Raw genomic sequence first — 25,969 nt, 5'->3', positions numbered from 1 at the left:
TGATGAAAATTATACTTAAAACTTGCGGTTCTGTTCAGAAAGGGCATTTTTACTATGGGTGCATCAATTTATATTGCGGATGATGAAAAGAACATTCGTGACCTTATTACAAAGTTTCTTGAGTGTGACGGTTACAGCGTTACCGCATTTGAAACCGGTGACGAGCTTATGGAGGAATTCCTTAAAAAACCGTGTGAACTTGTGATTCTTGATATAATGATGCCCGGAACAGACGGCTTGACAATATGCCGTCAGCTCAGAACGATAACGGATGTTCCTATAATTATGCTGACCGCAAAAGATTCCGAATATGACTATGTAAGGGGAATAACCCTCGGGGGCGATGATTACCTGACAAAGCCGTTCAGACTTACAACCCTTTTAATGAGAGTAAAATCCCTTTTAAGAAGAATGGATATGAACACCAAAAAGGTGACAGGTCAGGAGCTTTCGGATATTAAAATCGGCAATCTTAGATTTTCGGCACAGGAAAACTGCCTTTATTGCAAAGGCAAGCCTGTTTCTTTGAGCAAAACAGAACTTAAAATGCTTACATATATGTTAAAAGAACCGAAAAAGGCATTTTCAAGAGAAGAAATTCTTGAAGGTGTGTGGGGATTCGATACCGAAGTTGAAACCCGTGTAACAGATGAAACCTTGCGAAGAATACGCAGAAAGTTAAGCCTTGCAGGCAGTAATGTCAGCATAGGCACGATATGGGGCTTTGGTTACAGAATAAGCATTGCGGAGGATAAAAAGTGAAACACATAAAATTCCGTATTTTGATTATTGTATGGTCGTCAATGATTTTACTTTTTTTCGCATTTGCAGGAATTTTAAATATAGTTTTGCCGTCCCACTTCGTAAGTGAGGCAGAAGACGCTCTTGAATACGAAATTGATTATCAGCATTATATTTCTAACAGCAACGACGAGAGCGAAGATGATTCTTCGGATTATTATGAAGAAGATTCCAATGAAGAATCAACTCTTCAAAAAAAGTTTGAAAGCGGTTATCAGGATTCGTATTTCACCTCGGATATTTACTATATTGATGTAACAGACGCCCTTAATGATAAAAATACCTCCGAGGGCAACAGCCTTGTCGGCTCAAATTCAACTTCATTAAAAAGTACATACGAACTCACCGAATGGGTTAAGAATCACAATATATCCGAAGAACAAATATATACACTTCAAACAGATAACGGCTATTATGTATTTACCGTTTATGAAGAACCGCAGAATTATGATTATTGGGACGATGCAGAATCCGATGAAAACGATTCTCCTGTGTATTTAATGTACATAAATATCGACCATATCGTAAAATATACCCGTTCGCTCAACTGGCTTATCTCAGCAATTTTTCTTTGCGCAATTGTTGTGATGAGCATAATCGGTTACAGACTCGGTGTTAAAATTGAGGAGTCACAGAAAACTCAGCGCAGATTCTTTCAGAATTCTTCTCACGAACTCAAAACCCCTCTTATGGCAATTCAAGGCTATGCCGAGGGCATTGAAATGGATGTTGTAGATCCGCAAAATGCCGCAGGCATAATTATGCAGGAAACCGAGAGAATGACAGGTCTTGTTGAGGAAATTCTTTCAATTTCAAAAATTGATTCACGACATTTTAAGCTTGACCTTGTAAAGCTCGACATAAAAGAGGTTCTTTACGATTGTTTTCGGTCACTTGATGCTGTTCAGCAGATGAACGGCATAAGCATTGTGCCTGAATTTCCCGATGAAGAAATCTATGTGAAATGTGATGAAGATCAAATGGCAAGGGCTTTCCGAAATATCATAATAAACGGTCTGAAATATTCAAAAAAGAAAATTACTGTTGCCTGCGAAACCAATCAGAAATATGTTTATATCCGATTCAAGGATGACGGTAACGGTATAAACCGTGATGATATTGAACATATCTTCGACAGATTCTACAAAGGCAGTGACGGCGGAACGGGCATCGGTTTGTCGCTTGCAAATGAGATTATACATCTTCACAAGGGCAGCGTAACAGCGTATAACTACCTTGACGGTGCCGTATTTGAAGTGAAACTGCCGATTATTGACTGATTATTTGTGCAAATTGCTGAAAATATAAATAATCGCTTACTTGTGACATTTTTGTGATGCTTTTTGACGAATTTTGTGGTATTATAGTAGTGCGTTTGCAATATATAATATTTGGTTAACGAATTTATAATTTGATAATTAATATACAGATATATAATGAGGTGCAGCTATGAACAGCAGTGTGCTGGCTTATCTTGAAAACTCAGCCGAATACTTTCCCGAAAAATGTGCGGTAACTGACGAAAAGGTTTCCTATTCATATTCCGAGCTTGTAAAACTCAGCTCATCTGTCGGAACCGCCCTTTCTGAACTTATCGCATCGGGAGATGCAGTAGGCATATATATGGAAAAATGCGCCGATGCGGTAGCGGCATTTTTTGCAGCCGTGTACGCAGGCGGATTTTATTCTGTTCTCAACACGGAGCTTCCGCAGAACAGACTTCAGACCACAGTTTCCGTACTCAATCCAAAGGTGATTGTAACTTCTGAAAGCTTGCTTGAAACAGCGAAAGAATATTTCTCTGAAAGAAAAATTGTGACCTTTGAAGATTTGGCAAAATCGGAGCCTGATTATGCAAAGCTTGGCGAAATCCGCAGCCATAAAATTGACACAGATCCGCTCTACATCAACTTCACTTCCGGTTCAACAGGCACTCCAAAGGGAATCGTTGTGTGTCACAGAAGTGTAATTGACTTTATTGACCATTTTACCGAAATATTCGGCATTGATAATAACGATGTAATAGCAAATCAAGCACCATTTGATTTTGATGTGTCCGTCAAGGATATCTATTCGGCTGTTAAAACAGGCGCAACTCTTGTTGTTGTGCCGAGGAGAATGTTCTCCGCTCCTGCCGAACTCATTGATTTCATATGTGAACGCAGGATTACTGTTATGATATGGGCTGTTTCGGCTCTCTGCCTTATCAGCACATTCCATGCGCTTGACTACAGAACTCCCGAAACCGTTAATAAGATTCTTTTCAGCGGTGAGATTATGCCGCTCAAGGCGCTTAAAAATTTCCGTTCACATCTTCCAAATGCAAAGTATGTCAACCTTTACGGACCGACTGAAATTACCTGTAACTGCACATACCATATTCTCGACAACGATTGCGACTATGCAGACGGTATTCCGATAGGCAAACCGTTCCCCAACGAAGATGTTATTCTTCTTGATGAGAATAATAACAGAATTTCAGAGGTTGGCAAAGTCGGTGAAATCTGCGTGAGAGGTACTGCTCTTGCACTCGGTTACTACTCAAATCCCGAACAGAATGCAAAGGCTTTTGTTCAGAATCCGCTTAATCCGTACTATCCCGAATTAATTTACAGAACAGGTGACCTTGCAAGATACAACGAAAACGGTGAACTTGTTTTCAGCGGAAGAAAGGATTTTCAGATTAAATATATGGGACATCGCATAGAGCTTGAGGAAATTGAGCGTGAGATGTCAGCCGTTGACGGTGTTGAGCAATGCTGTTGTATTTTTGATGAGAAAAAATCAAGGCTCAAGGGCTTTTTCGTAGGCTCAATTGAAAAGGACGAGCTTGCCGCATCAATGTCAAGGGATTTGCCTGCGTTTATGATTCCGGGCGTTATCCGCAAGGTTGATGAAATGCCGCTAACAAAGAACGGCAAAATTGACCGTAAAAAGCTTGCTGAAATTGCAGGGGGCAGAAGAAAATGAACGAAATATTAAAGCAGAACAAAACTGCATTCTATGTTTTTGATGTAAAAACTCTCAAAGACAGAGTGGCATATCTCAGAAAAATGCTTCCCGAAGATGTTGCAATCTGCTATGCAATCAAGGCGAACACATTTATTACGGCAGAACTTGAAAATGATGTTGACCGCTTTGAAATCTGCTCACCGGGTGAGGCTGAAATCTGCGATTTACTTGATATTCCTGATAAAATGATGGTGATTTCGGGTGTGTACAAAACTCCCGAAGTTATGGAAAATATGGTTGCAAACGGAAAATGCGACAGAATATTCACCGTAGAGTCACTTACACAGTTTAATCTTTTCAGAGAATTATCCGAAAAATATAAAAAGAAAATTTCTTTGCTTTTAAGACTTACAAACGGAAGTCAGTTCGGAATTAATTCCGAAGAAATCGAAGAAATTATTTCAAAAAGAAACGAATTTGAATATCTCGACATACTCGGTATTCAGTTCTTTTCAGGAACACAGAAAACCTCTCTTAAAAAACTCAAGAGAGAAATTGACAAACTTGACAATCTTCTTATTCTTCTCAAAGAGAAATATGATTATTCCGCAGAAGAGCTTGAATACGGCACAGGATTCCCTGCAACCTATTTCAAGGAAGATACCATAAATGAAGATGAGCTTATCGGCGGATTTGCACAGCTTTTGAATGAGATGACTTCAAAGCCGAAAATCACGCTTGAACTCGGACGAAGCATTGCCGCAATCTGCGGTAAATACTACACGCATATCGTTGATAAAAAGTGCAACAAAGGGGAGAACTACCTCCTTGTTGACGGCGGAATGAACCATATTGTGTACTACGGTCAGCATATGGCAATGAAACAGCCGTACCTTTCGGTTTGCGGAAAAGAAACCGAGCCGTGTACCGAATCATGGAATATCTGCGGTTCACTTTGTTCAATGAATGATATAATCGCAAAACAGATTTCTTTGCCTGATATTGAAATCGGTGATGTAATTTGTTTTGAAAATACAGGCGCTTATTGTATGACAGAGGGAATTTCTTTGTTTTTAAGTCGTGACATTCCCTCGGTTTACATAAAAAAGGAGGACGGAACATATCTTTGTGTCCGTGATTCCTTTGAAACATTTAATTTAAACAAACCCAATTACAGAAAGGAAACGAATTAAAATGGATGAACTTATTGAGATTTTAGAGGACATTAAACCGGATGTAGATTACGAAGGCTGCGAAAACCTTATTGACGGTCACTATCTTGACTCTCTTTCAATCATTTCTCTTATTGCTGAGATTGAGGACGCTTTTGATGTGACAGTTCCTGCAGTGGAAGTTGTTCCTGCAAACTTTAATTCAGTAAAGGCAATGTGGAGTATGATTGAAAGACTCCAAGAGGAGGAATAAGATGGATCTTCCATCATTACTGATGGCGGGCAGCCTTGATACGCTGACCTCATATTTTTCGGTAGCGTTTCTTGTCATTTTTCTGCCTGTTTCAGTTGTTGTGTATGCCGTCATTCCGCAAAGAGCAAGAAAGTATTTTCTGCTTATTGCAAGCTTTGCTTTCTTTTGGCTGATAAGCGGTCAGTTGATTGCCTATTTATGCCTGATAATAATGGGCGTCCATTATTTCGGCTTGTGGCTTGACAGGATTCAAACGCAAAAAAGTGCGGCGCTAAAGGCTGTGCCTAAGGAGGAGAAAAAGGCTCTTAAAAAGGTTTATCTCCACCGCAGTCGCAGAGTTCTGTTGTTTGCCGCCGTACTTATGATAGGCGGTCTGCTTGTAATCAAATACTCACCGTTTTTTACAACAAATGTAAATTCGCTGTTATTGCTTTTGAATATTCCGATTCAGTTTGATATTCCGAGTTATATAATGCCGATTGGTATTTCATTCTTTACTTTGCAGGCTGTATCGTACCTCTTTGATGTTTACAGAGGACTTATTAAAGCAGATGACAACATATTAAGACTTGCGTTGTTTATGTCTTTCTTTCCGCAGATTGTAGAAGGTCCTATCTGCCGTTACGGTCAGACAGCCAATCAGCTGTGGAATGTAAAGCAAATTGAGTTTGAAAACTTAAAACTCGGTGCAGTCCGTATTCTTTTCGGTCTTATGAAAAAGCTCGTAATCGCCGACAGACTTAATCCTATGATTAAGCAGATTTTCAGCCATTACGATGACTATCAGGGCGGAATAATTGCTCTCGGAGCAATTGCCTATACAATTCAGCTCTATTGCGATTTCTCCGGTACAATGGATGCCGTAATGGGTGTTGCTCAGATTTTCGGCGTTACAATGCCCGAAAACTTTCAAAGACCTTTCTTCTCAAAATCAATTTCAGAATTTTGGAAAAGGTGGCATATTACACTCGGCACATGGTTCAAGGATTATATCTTCTATCCCGTCACCATGTCAAAGCCGATGAAAAATCTTACATCTTCCGCACGCAAAAAGCTCGGCAACCACTTTGGTCCGTTGCTTGCGGGAAGCATAGCGTTGTTCTGTGTATGGTTCTGCAACGGACTGTGGCATGGTTCTGCGTGGGGTTACATATTCTTCGGTATGTACCACTTTGTGCTTATTCTGTCGGGCAACATCATTGCCCCTGCGGTTACCGCATTCAATAAAAAGCTTCACATCAATTCCGAATGCTTTGCGTACAAAGTGTTTCAGATAGTTCGTACATGCATACTTGTTGTTATCGGCGAAATGTTTTTCAGAGCAGAAAGACTTACAACAGGTCTTTCAATGTTTGGAAAAATGGTGACCGATTTCAGCTTTTCAAGCCTTAACTATGAGCTTATGAAAAAGCTTAAAATTGATATGCATGATGTTATGATCGTGCTTATTGCGCTTGCTCTTATTTTTGTAATCAGCGTTCTCAATGAAAAGGGAATATGTGTGCGTGGCGCAATTGCAAAGAGAAATGTTGTTATAAGATGGGCGGCTGTTTACGCTCTTATTATGTTCATCATAATCTTCGGTGCTTACGGCAAGGGCTATGTTCCCGTTGATCCGATTTATGCGAACTTCTAAGGAGGTCTGATTATGAAGAAAATAATTAAGAGAATTGTCAGCTGTGTCCTGTTTGTTGCAATACTTCTCGGATTACTTCAGGTATCCTCACTCATATTTCAGCCAAAGTCAAATGACAAGGCGGCGGGCATTCATTATCCGAGGGCAAACGGTATTTTCAGCGAACCTAAAGACAGTATTGACACTGTATTTATCGGTGACAGTGAGGTGTATCATTCGTTCATTCCGCTCAATATCTGGAGGGATTACGGAATTACCTCGTATGATGTTTCTTCTCCGGCTCAAAAGCTTGTGTACTCAATGGAATTTTTGAAAAAAACTTTTGAAAAACAAACTCCGAAGATTGTATTCCTTGAAACCAATGCGATTTTCAGAAAATCTTATTTTGAGGATGAAATCACATATAAGGCAGAGCAGATTTTCCCTGTGTTCAGATATCATGACCGTTGGAAGAATCTTCAGCTCAAGGATTTTTCGGCTACAGTTGAATATACTGCGAATGAGAATAACAAAGGTTATTACTTTACTAAAAAGTCTAAGCCTGCGACAGATAAGGCTATCAAGAAATATATGAAGTATTCCGATGTTTCTGCACCGATACTATCTACCAACAAAAAGTATCTCAAAGAAATTGCGAAATTCTGTAAAAAGCACGGTACAAAACTTGTGCTGATAAGTACCCCAAGCACAAAAAACTGGAACTACCAGCGACATAACACTATGGAAGCAATTTCAAAGGATCTCGGTGTTGATTATATCGATACCAATCTTCTCCGTGATGATATCCCGATTGATTGGAAAAAGGATACAAAGGATAAAGGTGATCACCTTAACTATAACGGTGCTGTGAAGATGACGAATTATATCGGAAAGTATCTTGACGATACAAAGCTCTTCAAAGATAAGCGTAACGATCCGTCATACGATAACTGGAATACCTGTCTTGATAAGTTTGAAAAGCAGGTCAAAAAGGGTACAAGTTCGGAAAACTGATTTATTTAGAATCTAAAATCTTTCCCCTGTGTTGCAATTCAATGCAGGGGAAAGAAATATTAAAAAACTTTTAAAAAAGTATTGACAAAATTACAGTTTTACCGTATAATCAATACTGCTCACGAAAAAGGTGAGAGATAAATGCGAGTGTGCTGGAATAGGCAGACAGGCACGTTTGAGGGGCGTGTGTTTCACGACGTACGGGTTCAAGTCCCGTCACTCGCACCATAGAAAAGACTTGATACCTTGCGTATCAAGTCTTTTCTATTTTATGCAAGCAAGCGATGACGGGACTTGAAGGCGACCGTTAATAAAACAGTCCTGTGGACTGTTTTTAGGGAGAGCGTTGATGAAAGTATGACTATGAACAAGCCACATTGGCGAGGTTGTAAGTTTGACATATAGCAATCACCGTCACTCGCAAGTTACCGTTATATCAATTTGTATTAGTGAATAATGACGGGACTTGTTCTTACCACATAATTTTTTTGTAGTCAGTAAGTGCGTTTATCGAACGCCCACAAGTAAAGCAACATATCTACAGCACCATACCTTGACAAGCAAAATCCGTTGTGATAATATCGTTTTGGCAACGGGAGTCCGTTAAACATATTTAATTTGGAGATATGAATTTATGGAAAAAGCAGTTTTATTTGACCTTGACGGCACATTGTGGCACACTTGTGATGTGATTTTGCCTGTGTGGAACGATATACTTAAAAAACATAAAGAAACAACAAAGCAAATCACACTTGAAGAAATGAACAGTTATATGGGAAAGACGGTTGAACAGATTGCGTCAATAATGTTGCCTGAGCTTCCGCTTGAAAATTCGGTCGCAATTGTAAAGGAGTGTTGCGCTGAACAGATTCCGTCACTTCGTAAAACGGGCGGTCATTTGTATGATAATCTTGAAAGTACACTTGAAATTCTTTCAAAGAACTATTTTCTCGGCATAATCAGCAATTGTCAATGCGGATATATAGAGGCATTTTTGTTTGCTCATAAGCTTGAAAAATATTTCTCCGATTTTGAAATGTCGGGCAGAACAAATCTGACAAAGGGAGAGAATATAAAGCTTGTTATGGAGCGTAACGGCATTGATAAGGCTTTGTATCTCGGCGATACAATCGGCGATCAAATTGCCGCAAAAGATGCAGAAATACCGTTCGTGTTTGCGTCATACGGATTCGGTACAACGGAAAATCCCGAATATACAATCAGTTCGTTCAATGAATTGCCAAAAGTTGCAGAAAAAATTCTCGGCTGATTGCCAGAAAATAGGATGATGTCGGGATACAGCCTATCCCGATGTCATTTTTGTAAAAGCATAAAGTTTCAGTTTTTATGCGTTTTTGGCAGATAGAGAAAAAATTATGTAAGAAAATTGAAAAAACTTTCAAATATGTGTTGACAAGTTGAATACCTTATGATATAATCTTGATTGTTGAGTTGAGAAACCGACAAAAATCTAATAAATGCGAGTGTGCTGGAATAGGCAGACAGGCACGTTTGAGGGGCGTGTGTTTCACGACGTACGGGTTCAAGTCCCGTCACTCGCACCATAGAAAAGACTTGATACCTTGTGTATCAAGCCTTTTCTGTTTAAACGGGTAAAACCGCTGAAACACTTGTCGGACACAAACACAGCTCAATGTTTAGGTAACCCGAAAAAATAAAAATACGGAACAGATTTCTGATCCGTAAAAATTATTTAAAGAATATCCAACCTTCAACCTTGTCGCCGTCAACCATAAAAGCTTTTTCTGCAATTTCCGCAAGCGGCGAATCACTGTAACTGTCCGAATAAAAATTGTCAATTTTTCCGTCAGGAAAAGCCTCATAAAATCGTTTTACCTTTTCCTTGCCGTGACAGTTTACACCCGAATATTTTCCGCTGTGCATATCTACTTTTGACGCCATAAGGTTTTTTATTTTGAGCCTTTTGCAAACGGGTTTCAGCAAAAATTCGGGTGATGCCGAAATAATTACATCATCATCTTTCTTTTGTTCAAGGTAAAACGGTTTTATATTTCCTATGTATTCCTTCCAGAAATCATTTACATCCTTTTCAGTATCGCAATAGGTAAGAAATTTGTACATTTTTTCTTTAAAATCAGTTTTTGTACCTTTTTTGAATACATAGAATTTTAAAAATGCTCCCAAAAGCGATGGGGCAAGAGTGAGTATTTTTTTATGTCTTTTAAGGCAGAATAAATAGAAGTCGGCTGTTGAGTCCCCATAGTAAATCGTTTTGTCAAAATCGTAAACATTCATAATATGCAAATTCCTTTTTAGTTTTGCAAATAATTTTTGATATTCAATTCTTAACAGAAGAGAACATCTGCACTATGATTATAATATGAGAAGAAAATTTTTGCAACATTTCCCGTTAATTAGCTCATTTTGGCTGATTATCCAAAGAATATACCGTTATTCTGTTGCTTTTAACTCTGTTTTGTTGTACAATATATTATGTATTATTGTATAAAGGAGAAAATCCGTGTTTGGTTATTTGCAGATTCAAAAGAGCGAACTGCTTGTTCGTGAATCCGAGGCTTATAAGGCTGTGTATTGCGGTCTTTGTAGGCAAATGGGTAAGGATTACTCCGTGTTTACAAGATTTACGCTAAGCTATGACTGCACATTTTATGCAATGCTTTTAATGTCGCTTAACCGTTCATGCAAAGGCTTTAAAGACGGCAGATGCACCTGTAATCCTCTTAAAAAATGCAAGTTTGCAACAGATTCCGGTGATGCATACAGAAAGGCTGCCGCATTTTCAATGATATCGGTTTATTATAAAATCATTGATGATATTCAGGACAGCGGATTTTTTAAAAAGCTGTTGTGCAGAATCATAAAGCCTTTCTTTTCTCATCAGAGGAAAAAGGCGGCAGATAAGTATCCCGATATGGACAAAGCAGTTTTTGATATGATGAAAATGCAGTATGATGCTGAACATTCGGAAAAGCCGTCTGTAGATATGTCGGCTCATCCAACGGCATTAATGCTCGCTGCTGTATTGTCGGCTGAGGCTCATGATGAAATTCAAAAAAGAGTTCTCTATGAATTCGGCTATCATATCGGCAGGTGGATTTATCTTGTCGATGCCGCAGATGATATAGAAAAAGATATCAAATCAAACGGATTTAATCCGTTTGTAAACAAGAAAACAGGTGAGGTAAAATCATCGGATTTTATAAAAGCGGTGCTGAATCAGTCACTTGCAAGGGCATATGATGCCTACAATCTTTTGAACTTTACCGATTTTAAGGGAATTTTAGATAATATGATGCTTTTGGGGTTCCCTGCATCACAAAACAGAGTAACAAGCAAACTTGATACGGAGGTCAATAATGAATAATCCATATGAGGTTCTCGGTGTGTCTGAAACAGCTACCGATGAAGAAGTAAAAGCAGCGTACAGAAACCTTGCTAAAAAATATCATCCCGATAACTACACCGACAGTCCTCTTGCGGATGTTGCGGAGCAGAAAATGAAGGAGATTAATGAGGCATACGATATGATTAATCAGATGCGTCAGAAGGGTAAGGGTACAGGCTCAACAGGCAGTTCGTCCTATAACGCAAATTCTTCAAGCTCACAGTTCTACAATGTAAGAATTTACATTCAGAGAGGACTTCTTGATCAGGCCGATCAGATTCTTGAAAACACAGCACAGTCAATGAGAACCGCAGAATGGCATTATCTCAAGGGCATGATTGCATACCGCAGAGGTTGGTCTGAACAGGCTTTTTCATATTTCACAACTGCGTGCAATATGGACCCCAACAACACGGAATACCGAGCCGCTCTTAACAATATGCAGAGCCAGAGGGCATACAACTACGGCGGTTACACTCAAACAAATCCTAACGCAACAGGTTCATCCTTCTGCGATATTTGTGCAGGAATGATGTGTGCAAACTGCTTGTGTGATTGTTGCAGAATGGGATGTTAATATGAAGAAAAACGGTATCAAAAAGGGGACAATGCGTATTGCGGTTTGCGGAATTATTGCGGCGCTCTCACTCGTTTTTATGATGATGACATCTCTCGTTCCAATCGGAACATACGCTTTGCCCTGTCTTGCAGGAATTCTCATTTCCTGCATAGTTGTTGAATACGGTTATGGATGGGCAATCGGTGTGTTTTGTGTAACTGCCGTGCTTTCAACGCTCCTTGCCGGCGATAAAGAGGCTGTTATATATTTCATTGCACTTTTCGGCTATTATCCGATTTTAAAGGGCGCTTTTGAATTTAAAATCAAAAACAGGGCAGTTCAATACATACTCAAGTTTGCGGTATTTAATGTTGCCGCCATCGGTTCGTTCTTTGTCGCAACATGGCTGTTGTCAATTCCGACAGATGAATTTACCGTTTTCGGTTTTTATGTTCCGTGGGCATTTTTGATTGCCGGAAATATTTTCTTTTTGCTCTATGATTATGCAATTACCGTATTTGTTATGCAGTATGTTCGCAGATTAAGAGGAAAAATATTCGGTAATTTTCACAAGTAATTATAATTCAAAGAAGTTTTGAGAAGGTGGACTTAAATGAAAAAGCAAAAATTGTTTGTCCGTATAGTCTGCATAGTCCTTGTGGTTCTTATGGCAGTATCGGTAGGTGCTGTTGCAATAACTGCATTTTCGGCTAATGCGGCTCAATCAACCGAGGAGGTTTCCGCAAGCGTATCAGCAGGCGCATCAGGCTATATAAATGCGTCGTATGTAAATCTGAGAAGCGGTGCAGGCACGAATTATTCGGTTATAACCTGTATGGCAAAGAACACAAAATTTACTTTTGTTGACGGAAAGCTCTATAACTCAAAGTGGTACAAAATCAAGCTTAAATCAAATTCAAAGACAGGCTATGTTACAAAGGAATATGTTGCCGTAAGTTCTTCGACAACGGCATCAAGCGTAACAGGTTATGTTTCTGATGATTATGTAAATCTCAGAAGCGGAGCAGGCACAAATTATTCTGTTGTTGGTTGCCTGAGAAAGAACACTAAGCTTACTTTTGTTAGCACTTCACTCTACAACTCCGCCTGGTATAAGGTTAAGGTTACTTCAACTGCTAAAACAGGTTACATAAAAAAAGACTATGTAAAAATGAACAGTTCAACCCAACCTGCAACAAAGGCAACCCAACCTACAACAAAGGCAACCAAACCTGTAACTCAGCCGACTGCGTCAGTGTCAACCGTAAGCGGTTATATAACAGACGATTATGTAAATCTCAGAAGCGGTGCCGGTACAAGCTATTCGGTTGTTGATTGTATGAGAGTAAATACAAAGGTTACTTTTGTAAGCACAAAGCTTTATAACAATGATTGGTATAATATTAAGCTTAAATCAAATTCAAAAACAGGCTATGTAAAGAAAGACTATGTTAAGATGAACGGTCAGACACAGCCTACAACGACTCGGCCTACAACCACAAAACCGTCAACAGGTTCATCTGTTAAACTTTCCGTATCAAGCAAATCAATTTTCACAGGCAACAGATTTGCAATCACAGCAACAGCGTCGGGAAGTGTTTCATGGTCAAGCTCAAATACAGGCGTTGCAACCGTTGACTCTCGTGGTATTGTAACAGCCAAGAAAGCAGGCTCTGCAACAATTACTGCGAAAAGCGGTTCGCATTCTGCAACCTGCAAAATTACCGTGAAATCCGGCTCATCTGTAAATATATCCAACAGCAATGTAAATCTTCCGTGGCAGAAGTCAATGCTTTTGAAATCAAGAACAAGCGGTGTCACATGGTCAAGTTCAAATACGAAAATCGCAACAGTTAAGAACGGTGTTGTTGACACGGTAGGCAAGGGCTATGTAACAATCACTGCCTCAACATCATACGGTGCGGCAACCTGTCTTATCCATGTTATGCCGAGGGAAAGCGTGCGTTTCTGCTATGCGTCACCAAACTCCGCTCCGCTTAATTCAAATGTAAGCTTTAAGGCTATTACCGACACAGACAGGGTAGGCGTGTATTTTGTAGTTACAAACGGTTCAACATCTTATAAGGTCACCGCAAAAAATAAGGTTAAAGACGGTAACTCCTATATCTGGACAGGTACACAAAAGCTTTCAAAATCAGGCAAATGGTCTGTAAAAGCATATTCTAAATTTAAAACCGAATCAAAGTATTACACCACGGCAGGCGGCGGTGAGGGCGAGGTGTTTGTAACCTCAACAACCAATAAAACCACCACAGCCTGTGCCGAGCGCAGAGCGAGTGATGAGGTAATCAAGCTTATTGCAAACTATGAGGGATTTCTCTCAAAAGTCACAGCAGACAGCATTACAACCGATCCTACACTCGGTTACGGTAAGGTTGTAATTTCAGGCGAACAGTTCTACAACAACATAACTTCAAATCAGGCATATGCTTATCTTTGCCAGACCGTGAACAAGGGCGGATATACCACCACAACAAATTCCTACCTTGTAAACAACGGCATAAAGTTCAATCAGCGACAGTTTGACGCACTTGTGTGCTTTGCATACAATGTAGGCAGCGGTGTGTTCTACAATGATTCCGAACTCCAGTCTGTTCTCTTGAACACAGGTTCAAGCGGTACTATCAAAGCAGGTGCTTCGGGTACGGTTACAGGTTCAGATGTAAACCTCAGAAGAGGTGCAGGAACTAACTACTCCGTTGTTACCCGTATGAACTACGGAACAAAACTTAAATTTGTTGATGGCAAGCGTTATAACACAAACTGGTATAAAGTTAAGCTTTCAAACGGCACAACAGGATATATCCACAAGGACTATGTTTCTGCTTCGGGCGGTTCAAGAGATTTGAATAATGTCAATAAGCAGAACCTTATTGATGCACTTTTGCAGTATCACCATGCGGCAGGTTCTTGCTATTGGGGACTTTTGTACAGAAGAGTTGACGAGGCGGAAATCTTCCTCTACGGCGATTATGACCGTGACGGTCAGCACAATTATCACAACTTCCATTTCTCATGTTACTCAAACCCGAGTTTCGGTATCTGATATTAATTTTTGCAAAGAAGGTCTTAAAATGAAAAAAATAGGTTTCATAGGCGCAGGCAATATGGCAACAGCCATTATAAAAGGTCTTATGGCGCAAAACGACGGCAAGGCTGATTTTATCAATGTTTTTGATGTAAGCGAAGAAAAGTGTGCCGCTATGAAAAATATGGGTGCAAATGTAATGACATCTGCCGATGAAATTGCAAAGAACAGCTCAATTGTTGTTCTTGCAGTCAAGCCGCAGAATTATCCCGAAGTTCTTGAGTCCCTCAAAAACAGCATTACAACAGCCAAAACCGTAGTATCAATTGCCGCAGGCATATCTATTGCATATGTAAGAAAAGGTCTTGAGTGTGACTGCCCTGTTGTAAGGGTTATGCCTAATACGCCTCTCTTGCTCAAAAAGGGTGCAACAGCCCTTTGTCCGTCTGAGAATATCAGCGATGATGACAAAACAATCGTTTACAATATGTTTGCAGGCAGCGGTGTTTGTGAATATATTGACGAAAGCCATATGAATGAAATAATTGCGGTAAACGGCAGCAGCCCTGCTTATATTTATCTTTTTGCAAAGGCTATGGCTGATTACGCAAAGAATTGCGGAATCGACTATGACAAGGCCATGAACCTTGTCTGTGCAACTCTTGAGGGTTCGGCAGCAATGCTCCGTGACAGCGGTGAGCCTGTTGAAACACTCATAGACCGGGTTTGCTCAAAGGGAGGCACAACAATTGCCGCTATGGATAAGCTTAAAGAACACGGTTTCTATGAGGCTGTTCTTGACGGCATGGACGCTTGTACAAAGAGGGCAGAGGAGCTTGGCAAATAATTTTGCCTTAACATAAAATGAATACATTCCTCATATATTTTAACGGACAACCAATGAGAGGAATGTATTTTATGAAAAGCATTGTATTTTCTTTTAAAAAGCGTTATCTTTTTCGCAGATCAAAGGGAATTTCACCGTCTGATGTCAGATTTTTTATAAGGCGATATTCCGTGGTGCTTATCTTTGTTTCGGCTTTTCTTACCGGACTTGTTTTCGGTTCAATTTATGCATCAAAAGCCGATAAGCAAATGCTTGATTCCCTTGATTTTCTGTTTACTACAAATCTTGATGCAAGGCTCGGTCAGAATGCCGTCAGCACATTTTGCGCCTGCTTTGCATCTGATTTTATATTTCTCACGGTTGTATTCCTCTTGGGACTTGCACCGTGGGGAATACCGTTTTTGCCGTTTGTTTCAGCATTTAAAGGCTTTGGAACAGGACTTACTGCGGCATATCTTATTATTACATATTCACTTAAAGGAGCAGGTTTTTATCTGCTCGTTGTGTTGCCGGGAACATTTTTGTTCTGTCTGGCACTCGTAAAGCTGTCGGCATATGCTTTTGAAATTTCAAAACAGATGTTTTTCAGCTTAATCGGTCATTCTCATCAAACAAATTCTTTGAAAAATGAGGTGATTGATTTTTGTTCCCGATCTGTTTCGGCACTCATAATGACATTTTGTTCAACCTTGCTGGACACGGCTTTGTGGTGCTTGTTTTCGGGAGCGTTCAATTTCTAATTTTGGAGGGCGCTATGGCATCGGAAAAGAACGCTGTAGCATTGACAGGGTTTTTCTCGTCATTGTTTCACAATTTACCACGACTTTTGCTAACGAATGTGCTTTTTGCATTGCCGTTTGCCGTAATATTCGGAATTTTCTTTTTGATTAATACCATTACGGGTCTTAATTCAATGTTTATATATTTTCTTACGATAATTCCGCTTTTTCCGTTTTATGCCGGCGTAACTCAGGTTACTTCCCATATGGTAAGGGGAGAGGAAAATGTTGATGTTTTCTCAAATTTCATAGGCGGAATAAAGGAAAATCTGCTTAGATTCCTCATACACGGCGTTGTGATGTATGCCGCTGTTTTTATCAGCTACTACTCAATTGTGCTTTATCTCGGACTCGGTTCAAAGAACGGAATGTTTTATGTTCCGCTTGTTATTTGTATTTTAATTGCAATTTTCTTTCTGTTTATGTTCTTCTATGTTCCGCCTATGACGGTTACTTTTGATATCAAGATGAAGGATATTTACAAAAACAGCGCACTTATGACAGTCGGTGAGCTTAAACACAATCTGTTTGCAGTTTTCGGAATTTTTATTTTATTCCTCGTTTGTGCAACAGTGCTTATGTGCAGTTTTACTCCGGTACTGCTCATCATTTTCACAATTGTTCTTGCATTGTTCATTGTTCCGTCAATTTTATCTTTTATAATCAATTCTGCAGTTTATAAGAATATGTATTCAATGATTGTTGACAAGGATTCAAAGAGCAAAACAATTGATAAGAAAATGGAGAACAGACGCAAAGGTCAGTTCCGTGATGATGAAGAGCCTGTCGTAGAAGATTATTCGGATCTTGAAATTGATGAATCGGCTGACGGTGATGAATTTATTTTCTATAACGGAAAAATGATGAAAAGAAGTTATCTTTTAAAGCTTAAAAAAGAGGCTGAAGAAAGGAAGAACGCAAAATGAGCGGTAAACACGCAGTTAAAAGTTCAAAAAAATCATTGATAATAATTATTTGTGTTGTTGTACTTGTTGCAGTAATTGCAGGTGCGGTTATCCTGTTTATGAATCTTTCGGGTAAAAATAATAATTCGGCAACAACAGTACCGACTGTGGCTGCTTCAACAACCATCGGTAATACAAACTTAACACAGAATGTTTCCGACTCTGTATCCGAAACCACACAGCCTGCAACCAAATCGGGTGAAGCTTCACAAGAGCCGACAGAACAGGGATACACAGCCGAAACATCTTCAAATGACAGTGAAATTGTTGTTCCGACAATCAGCGGAGAGAAGCAAAAGCCAAAATTCAGTGCAACTCTTATTCCGTACTATGCAAAAGATGAAAATTCTTCTGAAGAATATTCTTTGAGAGATCTTTTCGGCTCTGCTTATTCAGGCGGCGGATTTACTTTTAATGAGGACGGAACATTCATTGACGGAATCACAAGTGCCTCGGCAAATTCAGGTGCGTACATAGTTGAGGGCGACTCCGTTGTAATAACATATTCCAACGATAAAAATGTTATTGCTGCCGTAACCAAATGGAACGGTGATGTTCCTGCTGAAATTACCGTAAACTACGGCGGAATTATTGTATCCTTTAAGTAAAATATCGGTGATTAAATGAGTAAGAAATCTGTTAAAAAGCCTGACTATGCAAAATTTGAGGCTAACAGGGCTGTAAAAAAGAAGAATAAGAAAAAGAAAACAACAGCAATTGTTTCATCGGTTATTGCCGCCTGCGTATTTATCATTGCGGCAATCGTTGCCGTTAATGTGCTTTCACCGTCAGTAACCGCCGAGCTTACCTCATCTGCATGGGTTCCCGAAGGTGCTAAGAATGCGAGTGGTGATGAGGTTGAAATGAGTGAGGTTTACAACACAAATTACAGCGCTTATCAGGGTTCTATGTCATTTTCCGATGATGGCACTTTTACTTTATGGCTTTCGCCGGGAAGTCCGGATGACGGAACTCACAGCGGAAAATATACCGTGTCAGCTTCGGACAAAGTCAATTTGTCATTTGATGACGGAACAAATACTTCCGCCATACTCACACAAAAGAACGGTAAAATTTCGTCTGTTGTGCTTAAATATAACGACTATGAAATAACATTTGTAAAACAGTGAATACTTAAAAAACAAAAGATATACGGTAAAATTTTCTGCCGTATATCTTTTTCATTTTTCTATATTCCGTCAAACAGACTTAGCTGTTCGGTTTTGCTTTCAAACTTATGCAAATACGAAAACACATTTTCAACTCCGAACATAATTCCGTGATTTCTGCAAACTTCTGAAATCCTGTTCATCAGAACATTATTGTTACTGCTTGTAAGCTGATATGAATTTCCGTATGTATAAATGTATCGTTCTTTCATATTCGGAAAGTGTTTGTCAAGCCGGCTGTAAAAATATTCTCTGTCACCGTCACGCAGAGTAAGACCTATGCCAAAGCATATTATTCCACTAACCTTTGCGTCAATGCAATACTTTAAAAGTCCGTCAATATTTTCTTTCGTATCATTTATAAACGGTAAAAACGGAGAAAACCACACAACACTCGGAATACCGTTTTCGTGAAATGCCTTGAGTGTTTCAAATCTTTCTTTAGTAACGGAAACATTCGGTTCAATTATTCTGCAAAGGCTTTCGTCTGCCGTTGTAAGCGTCATCTGTAACACAGCCTTGCTTTTATCGTTTATTTTCGTAAACAGGTCAATATCTCTCATAACAGATGCCGACTTTGTCTGTACAGTTACACCAAATCCGTAGCGGTTGATTATTTCAAGACATCTTCGTGTCAGTTTCAGTTCTTTTTCAAGGGGAATGTACGGATCGCTCATCGCACCCGTACCAATCATACATTTTCTGCGTTTCCTTTTTAAAGCGTTTTCAAGCAATTCCGGGGCATTTTCTTTCACCTCAATATCTTCAAATCGGTGATTCATCTGATAGCATTTACTGCGTGCGTCACAATAAATGCATCCGTGTTGACATCCTCTGTAAATGTTCATGCCGTTTGCGGCAGATAAAATTCCCTTTGCTTTGACCTTATGCATATAATCCTCCGCTTATTGTTTGGCATCGACAAACCACCTGTTTTCCTCCAAAAACAGATATCGTTCTTTGCCGAGGATATGGCAGGTGTAGCGTATTCCCGCACCGCCTGCTTTGAGAGACGCCGCATACCGCACATCGGAAATTTTGTCAATGCGGTATCTCCTTCCGTCATCCCACACAATATATTCGGGGATAAGATCTCCGTCACAATCAAATGTGGCAGTAACTTTAACATACTTTTTCATAGCTTGTTACCTCCATTAAAATCAGAGAAACATCTTTAATTTTTCGCCTAAGATGCATCGTTATCATAAATATCCGACAGGATGAATTGTATGATCCTCCTTTGGGTTAAAATCCGAAAGCTCCTTGTCATCGAGCAAAACGGCAGGGCGAACAGCATAATTGCCGAATCGCTTTTTTAATCTGTCAAGTGTTTTGTCAAGCTGTTCGTTCTGAATAAGTCGCTTTTCATCACGCAAAAGGCTCATCTGATGCGGCTGATCATCGTGAATAAAATCCGTAACGCTTACCCCGATACTTCTCAGCGGCTTTTCCATTTTATAGCTTTTTTTGAAAAGCTCAATAGCCGTATTTGTTATATCCTTTGTAAGATTTGTGTGGATTTCCGTTGTGTGCTGTCGGTTAAATGACATCAGCTCGTTGTCACGAATCGTAATGCAAACCGTTTTTGCCATAAATCCCTGTTCACGCATTCTTCTGCAAACGCTGTCACACAAAACGAATATAACCTGTTTTACATCGTTAAAGGTTACCATATCTTTCGGAGTTGTGGTTGAGTTACCGATTGACTTCACCTCGCTGTTTTCGTTCATATGGGCAACAGGGGAAGAGTCGTATCCGTTTGCAAAGCCGTAAATTAGGTCACCCCATTTTCCAAGATATGACCGCAGCAGCGTAACATCGGCAGTTGCTATATCTCCAATCGTATAAATGCCGATAGATTCAAGCTTTCTGCCCGTTGCTCTGCCAACATACAAAAGGTCTTTTGCAGGACAGTTCCACACAATATCTCTGTAATTTTCTCGTGTGATTTCCGTTATAGCGTCAGGCTTTTTATAGTCACTTCCGAATTTGGCAAAAATTTTATTAAAGCTGACTCCGATGCTTACGGTTATTCCGAGCTCCTGTTTTATACGGCGATTAATTTCGAGTGCAATCTCTTTGCCGTTCATATTCTTATTGTCGGTAACATCAAGCCATGCTTCGTCAAGTCCGAACGGCTCGATTTTGTCGGTGTATTCGCTGTAAATTCTCCTCGCCATTTTTGAAAATCGCTTGTACAAATCAAAGTGTGGAGGAACGGTTATGAGGTCGGGACATTTCTGCTTTGCCTGCCAGATTGCCTCGCCTGTTTTTATATTATACTTTTTCGCAATCTCATTTTTAGCAAGAATAATTCCGTGCCGATTTTCCGCATCACCGCTCACGGCAACAGGTTTGTTTCTGATTTCGGGATGATGCAAACACTCAACGCTCGCATAAAATCCGTTACAGTCGCTGTGAAGAATAACCCTGTCCTTTTTATATTTGCTTTTGTCAACGGCACAATTAATATTCACAACGCATCACCTCGAACATTTGTTTTTATTCAATTATAGAACACTTGTTCTATAAAGTCAAGCGTAATTTTGTCGCTTGCGGCAAAAGAATTGGTGTACAATTTTGTTTGATTAAATAAAATTTTAAATGTTCTATAATTTCTTCTTGTAATTATTGACAAATATTGTTGAAAGTGATATTATGAAAATGAAATTAGATATCGCTGTCTTAAATGATACAATAAAATTATAACCGATTTATTGTATGGTCGTGAGTTTATTTTTTGCTTTTTTGAAAGGAGAATTGTTATGAGTATTAAAAAAATAAGTGCTTTATTACTTGCTGTATTATTAATTGCAAGCACCGCCGTTTTTTCTGTTTCAGCGGTGTCACAAAGTTATTCGTATATTTATAATTATGCGTTAAAAGTAAAGATGGATATTTCATCTACCGGTGAAAAAAAGCCGTATGCATATTACTATTATGACCATAGTTATAAGTTGGCGGAAGAAATTTTATCTTTATCGGAAGAAACGGAGAGTATAGAATTACAAAATAAATATGATGAATTAAAGGATTTTTATGAGAATCCGTGGATAAGACCAAGTGGTGCCGGCTATACTTGCTATTATGCTGTTAATGAGAAAAACGATAATAACTGGTACTCTGACGAAATTTGGAATACATTTGTTGAAAAAAGAGAAAAGCTTTTTAATGCCCTTAGTGTTAACAATCCGAATTTTGAACTTAAAGAGTATGGCGAGGGAATTTTAGATAAAGATTATACTATTAAACAACAGAAATACATAAGTGAATGTTTCTATGAGTTATTGGAAGTTTTTAATACAATGACCTGTCAGAATATTGTTCTCGGTGATGTTAACGGTGACGGAGTTGTTAATGTATTAGATGTTACGCTTGTTCAAAAATATATAGTAGGTGTGGTTGATTTTAACTGTGCACAGAAGTTGAGAGCAAGAGTGAATTGGAATGCCTTTCCCATAACTGTCAAAGAGAGCACTACCATACAAAAATATATTGTCGGTTATACAGACGTATATTTCTATACCGGTGGAATCGTTGAAAATGAAAGCGATTTTGCAACATCTTTGGATAACTGGGAGATTTGTTCTCAGTGGTAATTAAAGTTATATCAAAAAAGACTTCGTACTCTGTTGCGAAGTCTTTTTCTGTTTTAACATAACATTACGATTGATTACAGCTGTGTAACTGTCATTTACAAAAACGAGATATTGTGGTAGAATTTACAATGTTGAATTATGTAAAAGTGTCGGATATTACAGATGTTTGTCCGAAAGCTATTTTGTATCGGAGGTTTTATTGATGGAAGCTTACAAAAAGGAATTCATTGAATTTATGGTTGATTGTCAGGTTCTCAAATTTGGCGATTTTGTTACAAAGAGCGGAAGAAAAACTCCTTTCTTCGTAAACACAGGTTTCTACAGAACAGGCGCTCAGCTCCGCCGTCTCGGTCAGTATTATGCAGAGGCTGTCAACAACAAGTTCGGTCTTGATTTTGATGTTCTTTTCGGACCTGCATACAAGGGCATTCCGCTTTCTGTTGCCGCAACTATCGCAATCAGTGAAAAATACGGTCAGGATATCCGTTATTGCTCAAACAGAAAAGAAGTTAAGGATCACGGTGACAAGGGCATTCTTCTCGGCAGTCCTATCAATGACGGTGACAGGGTTGTTATCATCGAAGATGTTACAACAGCAGGCACTTCAATTGAAGAAACTCTCCCGATTATCAAGGCTCAGGGCGATGTAAACCCAATCGGTCTTGTTGTTTCCGTTGACCGTATGGAGCGTGGCAAGGGTACAAAGAGCGCACTTTCCGAGATTGAAGAAAAGTACGGACTTAAAACAACTGCAATCGTAACAATGGCAGAGGTTGTTGAACACCTTTACAACAAGGAATACAAGGGCAAGGTTATTATTGACGACAAGCTCAAAGCCGCTATTGACGCTTACTATGAGCAGTACGGCGTAAAGGAATAACAGCTTTTAATTATTAATATTAATCAGTCGGGGCGGTTTTATCCGCCCCAAAAGTTTGAAAAAACTTATTTTGCGGTGGGGATAATATGGCACGGACAACCGATAACGAACACAGCGGTCATCGTGAAAGAATGCGTAAAAAGTTCATAGAAAACGGCTTTGATGTGTTTGAAACGCACGAGGCTCTTGAAATGTTCCTTTACTATGCTATTCCGAGAAAGGACACAAATCCTCTTGCACATCGTCTGCTTGACCGTTATATCACTGTCGGCGGAGTGTGTGACGCTCCGATTGACGAGCTTATGAAGGAATTCGGTCTGTCTGAAAATGCCGCCGCATTGCTCAAAATGTTGCCCGAAATGGCAAGGCTTTATACCGAATCAAAGATGTCGCATGATAATATCATCGACTATGAAAATCTCGGTAAAATATTTAAAGCAAAATTTATCGGTCGAACAAACGAATGTGTCGCGCTCATGCTCGGTGATGCAAAGGGCAAGATGATTTATTTTGATATAATTTCAAAAGGTTCGCTCAATTCATCCGATATGCCCGTCAGAAAAATTGTTGATTTGTCACTTCGTCACAATGCCAAAACTGCGTTTATAGCACATAATCATCCCAGCGGAACGGCTCTGCCTTCGGGAAGCGATCTTGACACAACAATAGTTTTGAAGAGTACGCTTGCAACTGTCGGAGTTGAACTTATCGACCATTTTATAATAACCGATGATGATTATGTTTCTCTCCGTGAAAGCAGGCTTGCGGGGAATATCTTCTATTATGAAAAGTAATAATGTTCTTTAAAAGAAACATTTGACAATTTAAAACATCTGTTCTATAATTAAAATCGAAATTTTGTTCGGATATGTTTTCTGTTACAGGACTTTTGTAATAAAGAGCCGTGTAACAGGAAACATAATAAAAAAATCCGTATTTGGAATGTGATGTGTATTATGGAATTTAAACTTCATTCAAAATATCAGCCGACAGGCGACCAGCCGCAGACAATCGAAAAGCTTGTAAACAGTATAAATGCAGGCAACCGTGAACAGACGCTCCTCGGTGTAACGGGTTCGGGTAAAACTTTTACAATGGCAAATGTTATTCAGAGGGTTCAAAGACCGACACTTGTGCTTGCACACAACAAAACTCTTGCGGCTCAGCTTTGCAGTGAGTTCAAAGAGTTCTTTCCGGAAAATGCGGTTGAATATTTTGTGTCATACTACGATTATTATCAGCCTGAGGCATATGTTGCACAGACGGATACTTATATTGAAAAAGACAGTTCAATCAATGACGAGATTGATAAACTCCGCCACAGCGCAACGCTTGCACTTTCCGAAAGACGAGATGTAATTATTGTTGCCTCGGTTTCTTGCATATACAGCCTGGGCGATCCTATTGACTACCGAAATATGGTAATCTCACTTCGTCCGGGAATGGAAAAGTCCCGTGATGAGCTTGTAAAAAAGCTTGTTGAACTGCAGTATGAACGCAATGATGTAAGCTTTACCCGTAATAAATTCAGGGTTCGTGGTGATGTGGTTGAAATTTTCCCTGCCGCATCAAACGATTCTATAATCCGTGTCGAATTTTTCGGAGATGAAATTGACAGAATTTCCGAAATCAATCCGCTTACGGGTGAACTCAAAGCTGTTCTGAAACATGCCGCAATCTATCCTGCGTCCCACTACATTGTGTCGGGAGATAAGATGAAAAAGGCTCTTGCGGAAATTGACAGGGAGCTTGAGGAAAGACTTGCATATTTTCGTGAAAACGGAAAGCTCCTTGAGGCACAACGACTTGAACAGCGTACAAGGTACGATATGGAAATGTTGCAGGAAATCGGATTTTGTACGGGTATCGAGAACTATTCAAGAATAATGTCGGGCAGAGCGCCGGGCTCATCGCCGTACACGCTTTTAAGCTATTTCCCCGATGATTTTCTGCTCTTTGTCGATGAGTCCCATGTAACGCTTCCACAGGTACGGGGAATGTTTGCGGGTGACTATGCAAGAAAAAAGAGCCTTATTGACTACGGCTTCAGACTTCCGTCTGCACTTGATAACCGTCCGCTCAACTTTGACGAATTCTATTCAAAAATAAATCAGGCTGTTTATGTAAGCGCAACACCGGGCGATTTTGAGCTTGAAAAATCAGCTGTTGTTGCAGAGCAGATTATCAGACCTACAGGACTTCTTGATCCTGAAATTTCGGTAAGACCTACCGAAGGTCAGCTTGACGACCTTGTGTCAGAAATCAATATCCGTACAGCCAAAAATCAAAGAACACTTGTCACAACCCTTACCAAGAAAATGGCGGAAGACCTTACCGCATATCTTGAAAAGCTGGGTATCAGGGTTCGTTATATGCACCATGACATTGACACCGTTGAAAGAATGGAGATTGTCCGTGATTTAAGACTCGGAGAATTTGATGTTCTTGTCGGAATCAACCTTCTGCGTGAAGGACTTGATATTCCCGAGGTTTCTCTTGTTGCCGTACTTGATGCCGACAAAGAGGGATTTCTCCGTTCAACCCGTTCGCTTATTCAGATTGCCGGCAGAGCCGCACGAAACAGCGAGGGTACGGTTATTATGTATGCCGACAGCGTAACGCCGTCAATGAAGGTTGCAATAACCGAAACACAGCGCCGCCGTGAAATTCAGAATAAATATAATGTTGAACACGGCATCGTTCCAAAGACTATTGTCAAAAAGGTCAGCGATATACTTGAAATTTCTACTCACGATGACAGTGAATTTAAAAATACAAAAAAGCTTTCAAAGGCACAAAAACAACAGTTGATAGAAAAACTGACAAAGGAAATGAAAGCTGCCGCAAAGTTGCTTGAATTTGAACACGCCGCATATCTGCGTGATAAAATCAAAAAACTGCGTGGTGAAAAATGATAAAGGAAGAGT

25 protein-coding genes and 2 tRNA genes are annotated in these 25,969 nt (G+C 39.6%); 23 read left to right on the top strand and 4 right to left on the bottom strand.

Translation table 11 applies throughout. The annotated features are described in order from the left end of the window. The first annotated feature begins 54 nt into the window (after positions 1-54). The 10 genes from AC2HW8_RS08080 to AC2HW8_RS08035 all read left to right on the top strand — a co-directional run bounded on the left by AC2HW8_RS08080 (position 55) and on the right by AC2HW8_RS08035 (position 9,372). Positions 55-762: a response regulator transcription factor gene (locus AC2HW8_RS08080; RefSeq protein ID WP_021883310.1), complete on the top strand. Its 708-nt coding sequence runs from the start codon at positions 55-57 to the stop codon at positions 760-762. After that, a complete protein-coding gene (locus tag AC2HW8_RS08075) occupies positions 759-2,081 on the top strand; it encodes a sensor histidine kinase (RefSeq protein ID WP_118101282.1) in 1,323 nt (440 codons plus the stop codon). Before AC2HW8_RS08080 ends, AC2HW8_RS08075 begins: the two co-directional genes overlap by 4 nt. 169 nt (positions 2,082-2,250) lie before the next feature. Then, the gene (locus AC2HW8_RS08070; protein ID WP_484327398.1) at positions 2,251-3,771 is read left to right on the top strand and encodes an amino acid adenylation domain-containing protein; all 1,521 of its coding nucleotides are present in this window, start codon (positions 2,251-2,253) and stop codon (positions 3,769-3,771) included. After that, on the top strand, positions 3,768-4,946 hold the full coding sequence (locus AC2HW8_RS08065; protein ID WP_117522542.1) for a diaminopimelate decarboxylase family protein: 1,179 nt from the start codon (positions 3,768-3,770) through the stop codon (positions 4,944-4,946). The genes AC2HW8_RS08070 and AC2HW8_RS08065 overlap by 4 nt, the downstream gene beginning before the upstream one ends. Position 4,947: 1 nt before the next feature. Further along, on the top strand, positions 4,948-5,178 hold the full coding sequence (locus tag AC2HW8_RS08060; protein ID WP_015523676.1) for a phosphopantetheine-binding protein: 231 nt from the start codon (positions 4,948-4,950) through the stop codon (positions 5,176-5,178). 1 nt (position 5,179) lies between these two features. Continuing rightward, complete coding sequence (locus tag AC2HW8_RS08055) at positions 5,180-6,814, top strand: MBOAT family O-acyltransferase (RefSeq protein WP_484327397.1); 1,635 nt, start codon at positions 5,180-5,182, stop codon at positions 6,812-6,814. Between the two features lie 12 nt (positions 6,815-6,826). Next, on the top strand, positions 6,827-7,807 hold the full coding sequence (locus AC2HW8_RS08050) for a hypothetical protein (RefSeq protein WP_046431772.1): 981 nt from the start codon (positions 6,827-6,829) through the stop codon (positions 7,805-7,807). A 143-nt stretch (positions 7,808-7,950) separates the two neighbouring features. Further along, positions 7,951-8,035 (top strand) — tRNA-Leu (locus AC2HW8_RS08045). A 406-nt stretch (positions 8,036-8,441) separates the two neighbouring features. Continuing rightward, entirely contained in the window at positions 8,442-9,077 is a 636-nt protein-coding gene (locus AC2HW8_RS08040) for an HAD family hydrolase (protein ID WP_484327396.1), read from the top strand. 210 nt (positions 9,078-9,287) lie between these two features. Further along, positions 9,288-9,372 (top strand) — tRNA-Leu (locus AC2HW8_RS08035). 145 nt (positions 9,373-9,517) lie between these two features. On the opposite strand, the gene AC2HW8_RS08030 is transcribed toward AC2HW8_RS08035, so the two are convergent. Next, the gene (locus AC2HW8_RS08030) at positions 9,518-10,084 is read right to left on the bottom strand and encodes an HAD-IB family phosphatase (protein WP_298764652.1); all 567 of its coding nucleotides are present in this window, start codon (positions 10,082-10,084) and stop codon (positions 9,518-9,520) included. Between the two features lie 226 nt (positions 10,085-10,310). On the opposite strand from AC2HW8_RS08030, the gene AC2HW8_RS08025 reads away from it, so the two are divergent. The 9 genes from AC2HW8_RS08025 to AC2HW8_RS07985 all read left to right on the top strand — a co-directional run bounded on the left by AC2HW8_RS08025 (position 10,311) and on the right by AC2HW8_RS07985 (position 18,524). Then, positions 10,311-11,174, top strand: a complete 864-nt coding sequence (locus tag AC2HW8_RS08025) for a DUF5685 family protein (RefSeq protein ID WP_117970236.1) — start codon at positions 10,311-10,313, stop codon at positions 11,172-11,174. Continuing rightward, complete coding sequence (locus AC2HW8_RS08020) at positions 11,167-11,772, top strand: J domain-containing protein (protein ID WP_015523680.1); 606 nt, start codon at positions 11,167-11,169, stop codon at positions 11,770-11,772. The genes AC2HW8_RS08025 and AC2HW8_RS08020 overlap by 8 nt, the downstream gene beginning before the upstream one ends. A 1-nt stretch (position 11,773) precedes the next feature. After that, complete coding sequence (locus tag AC2HW8_RS08015) at positions 11,774-12,331, top strand: hypothetical protein (RefSeq protein WP_117912111.1); 558 nt, start codon at positions 11,774-11,776, stop codon at positions 12,329-12,331. Positions 12,332-12,367: 36 nt separating this feature from the next. Then, positions 12,368-14,821 (top strand): SH3 domain-containing protein, encoded by a 2,454-nt coding sequence (locus tag AC2HW8_RS08010; RefSeq protein ID WP_484327395.1) that lies wholly within the window; start codon positions 12,368-12,370, stop codon positions 14,819-14,821. A gap of 28 nt (positions 14,822-14,849) precedes the next feature. After that, positions 14,850-15,650: a pyrroline-5-carboxylate reductase gene (gene proC, locus AC2HW8_RS08005; protein WP_015523683.1), complete on the top strand. Its 801-nt coding sequence runs from the start codon at positions 14,850-14,852 to the stop codon at positions 15,648-15,650. A gap of 71 nt (positions 15,651-15,721) precedes the next feature. Continuing rightward, on the top strand, positions 15,722-16,390 hold the full coding sequence (locus AC2HW8_RS08000) for a stage II sporulation protein M (protein WP_015523684.1): 669 nt from the start codon (positions 15,722-15,724) through the stop codon (positions 16,388-16,390). Between the two features lie 14 nt (positions 16,391-16,404). Then, complete coding sequence (locus AC2HW8_RS07995; RefSeq protein WP_303932383.1) at positions 16,405-17,355, top strand: DUF624 domain-containing protein; 951 nt, start codon at positions 16,405-16,407, stop codon at positions 17,353-17,355. After that, positions 17,352-18,002 (top strand): hypothetical protein, encoded by a 651-nt coding sequence (locus tag AC2HW8_RS07990; protein WP_303932382.1) that lies wholly within the window; start codon positions 17,352-17,354, stop codon positions 18,000-18,002. The genes AC2HW8_RS07995 and AC2HW8_RS07990 overlap by 4 nt, the downstream gene beginning before the upstream one ends. 15 nt (positions 18,003-18,017) lie before the next feature. Continuing rightward, complete coding sequence (locus tag AC2HW8_RS07985) at positions 18,018-18,524, top strand: lipocalin family protein (protein ID WP_117950714.1); 507 nt, start codon at positions 18,018-18,020, stop codon at positions 18,522-18,524. Between the two features lie 59 nt (positions 18,525-18,583). Here the strand turns inward: AC2HW8_RS07985 and AC2HW8_RS07980 are convergent, their stop codons facing one another. From AC2HW8_RS07980 to dinB, 3 genes are all read right to left on the bottom strand, one after another. Then, on the bottom strand, positions 18,584-19,456 hold the full coding sequence (locus AC2HW8_RS07980) for a radical SAM protein (protein ID WP_484327394.1): 873 nt from the start codon (positions 19,454-19,456) through the stop codon (positions 18,584-18,586). 12 nt (positions 19,457-19,468) lie between these two features. Then, the gene (locus tag AC2HW8_RS07975; RefSeq protein WP_015523689.1) at positions 19,469-19,702 is read right to left on the bottom strand and encodes a hypothetical protein; all 234 of its coding nucleotides are present in this window, start codon (positions 19,700-19,702) and stop codon (positions 19,469-19,471) included. 63 nt (positions 19,703-19,765) lie between these two features. Beyond that, positions 19,766-21,040, bottom strand: a complete 1,275-nt coding sequence (dinB, locus tag AC2HW8_RS07970; protein WP_242987892.1) for a DNA polymerase IV — start codon at positions 21,038-21,040, stop codon at positions 19,766-19,768. 288 nt (positions 21,041-21,328) lie between these two features. On the opposite strand from dinB, the gene AC2HW8_RS07965 reads away from it, so the two are divergent. The 4 genes from AC2HW8_RS07965 (at position 21,329) to uvrB (ending at position 25,957) form a co-directional block, all read left to right on the top strand. Then, complete coding sequence (locus AC2HW8_RS07965) at positions 21,329-22,162, top strand: dockerin type I repeat-containing protein (protein ID WP_484327393.1); 834 nt, start codon at positions 21,329-21,331, stop codon at positions 22,160-22,162. A gap of 202 nt (positions 22,163-22,364) precedes the next feature. Continuing rightward, on the top strand, positions 22,365-23,042 hold the full coding sequence (gene pyrE, locus AC2HW8_RS07960; protein ID WP_117520028.1) for an orotate phosphoribosyltransferase: 678 nt from the start codon (positions 22,365-22,367) through the stop codon (positions 23,040-23,042). An 86-nt stretch (positions 23,043-23,128) separates the two neighbouring features. Continuing rightward, a complete protein-coding gene (locus tag AC2HW8_RS07955) occupies positions 23,129-23,836 on the top strand; it encodes a JAB domain-containing protein (RefSeq protein WP_015523692.1) in 708 nt (235 codons plus the stop codon). Positions 23,837-23,998: 162 nt separating this feature from the next. Further along, positions 23,999-25,957, top strand: a complete 1,959-nt coding sequence (gene uvrB, locus AC2HW8_RS07950) for an excinuclease ABC subunit UvrB (protein WP_117930638.1) — start codon at positions 23,999-24,001, stop codon at positions 25,955-25,957. Positions 25,958-25,969 lie beyond the last annotated feature (12 nt).

Source organism: Ruminococcoides sp. (genome assembly GCF_057037865.1).
The sequence above is the reverse complement of the archived record's forward strand: the minus strand, read 5'-3'. Positions and strand labels throughout refer to the sequence as shown.

Coding starts and splice junctions, on each gene's coding strand:
- AC2HW8_RS08080 (WP_021883310.1), top strand. CDS start 55: ATGGGTGCATCAATTTATATTGCGGATGATGAAAAGAACATTCGTGAC.
- AC2HW8_RS08070 (WP_484327398.1), top strand. CDS start 2,251: ATGAACAGCAGTGTGCTGGCTTATCTTGAAAACTCAGCCGAATACTTT.
- AC2HW8_RS08065 (WP_117522542.1), top strand. CDS start 3,768: ATGAACGAAATATTAAAGCAGAACAAAACTGCATTCTATGTTTTTGAT.
- AC2HW8_RS08060 (WP_015523676.1), top strand. CDS start 4,948: ATGGATGAACTTATTGAGATTTTAGAGGACATTAAACCGGATGTAGAT.
- AC2HW8_RS08055 (WP_484327397.1), top strand. CDS start 5,180: ATGGATCTTCCATCATTACTGATGGCGGGCAGCCTTGATACGCTGACC.
- AC2HW8_RS08050 (WP_046431772.1), top strand. CDS start 6,827: ATGAAGAAAATAATTAAGAGAATTGTCAGCTGTGTCCTGTTTGTTGCA.
- AC2HW8_RS08040 (WP_484327396.1), top strand. CDS start 8,442: ATGGAAAAAGCAGTTTTATTTGACCTTGACGGCACATTGTGGCACACT.
- AC2HW8_RS08030 (WP_298764652.1), bottom strand. CDS start 10,084: ATGAATGTTTACGATTTTGACAAAACGATTTACTATGGGGACTCAACA.
- AC2HW8_RS08020 (WP_015523680.1), top strand. CDS start 11,167: ATGAATAATCCATATGAGGTTCTCGGTGTGTCTGAAACAGCTACCGAT.
- AC2HW8_RS08015 (WP_117912111.1), top strand. CDS start 11,774: ATGAAGAAAAACGGTATCAAAAAGGGGACAATGCGTATTGCGGTTTGC.
- AC2HW8_RS08010 (WP_484327395.1), top strand. CDS start 12,368: ATGAAAAAGCAAAAATTGTTTGTCCGTATAGTCTGCATAGTCCTTGTG.
- proC (WP_015523683.1), top strand. CDS start 14,850: ATGAAAAAAATAGGTTTCATAGGCGCAGGCAATATGGCAACAGCCATT.
- AC2HW8_RS08000 (WP_015523684.1), top strand. CDS start 15,722: ATGAAAAGCATTGTATTTTCTTTTAAAAAGCGTTATCTTTTTCGCAGA.
- AC2HW8_RS07995 (WP_303932383.1), top strand. CDS start 16,405: ATGGCATCGGAAAAGAACGCTGTAGCATTGACAGGGTTTTTCTCGTCA.
- AC2HW8_RS07990 (WP_303932382.1), top strand. CDS start 17,352: ATGAGCGGTAAACACGCAGTTAAAAGTTCAAAAAAATCATTGATAATA.
- AC2HW8_RS07985 (WP_117950714.1), top strand. CDS start 18,018: ATGAGTAAGAAATCTGTTAAAAAGCCTGACTATGCAAAATTTGAGGCT.
- AC2HW8_RS07980 (WP_484327394.1), bottom strand. CDS start 19,456: ATGCATAAGGTCAAAGCAAAGGGAATTTTATCTGCCGCAAACGGCATG.
- AC2HW8_RS07975 (WP_015523689.1), bottom strand. CDS start 19,702: ATGAAAAAGTATGTTAAAGTTACTGCCACATTTGATTGTGACGGAGAT.
- AC2HW8_RS07965 (WP_484327393.1), top strand. CDS start 21,329: ATGAGTATTAAAAAAATAAGTGCTTTATTACTTGCTGTATTATTAATT.
- pyrE (WP_117520028.1), top strand. CDS start 22,365: ATGGAAGCTTACAAAAAGGAATTCATTGAATTTATGGTTGATTGTCAG.
- AC2HW8_RS07955 (WP_015523692.1), top strand. CDS start 23,129: ATGGCACGGACAACCGATAACGAACACAGCGGTCATCGTGAAAGAATG.
- uvrB (WP_117930638.1), top strand. CDS start 23,999: ATGGAATTTAAACTTCATTCAAAATATCAGCCGACAGGCGACCAGCCG.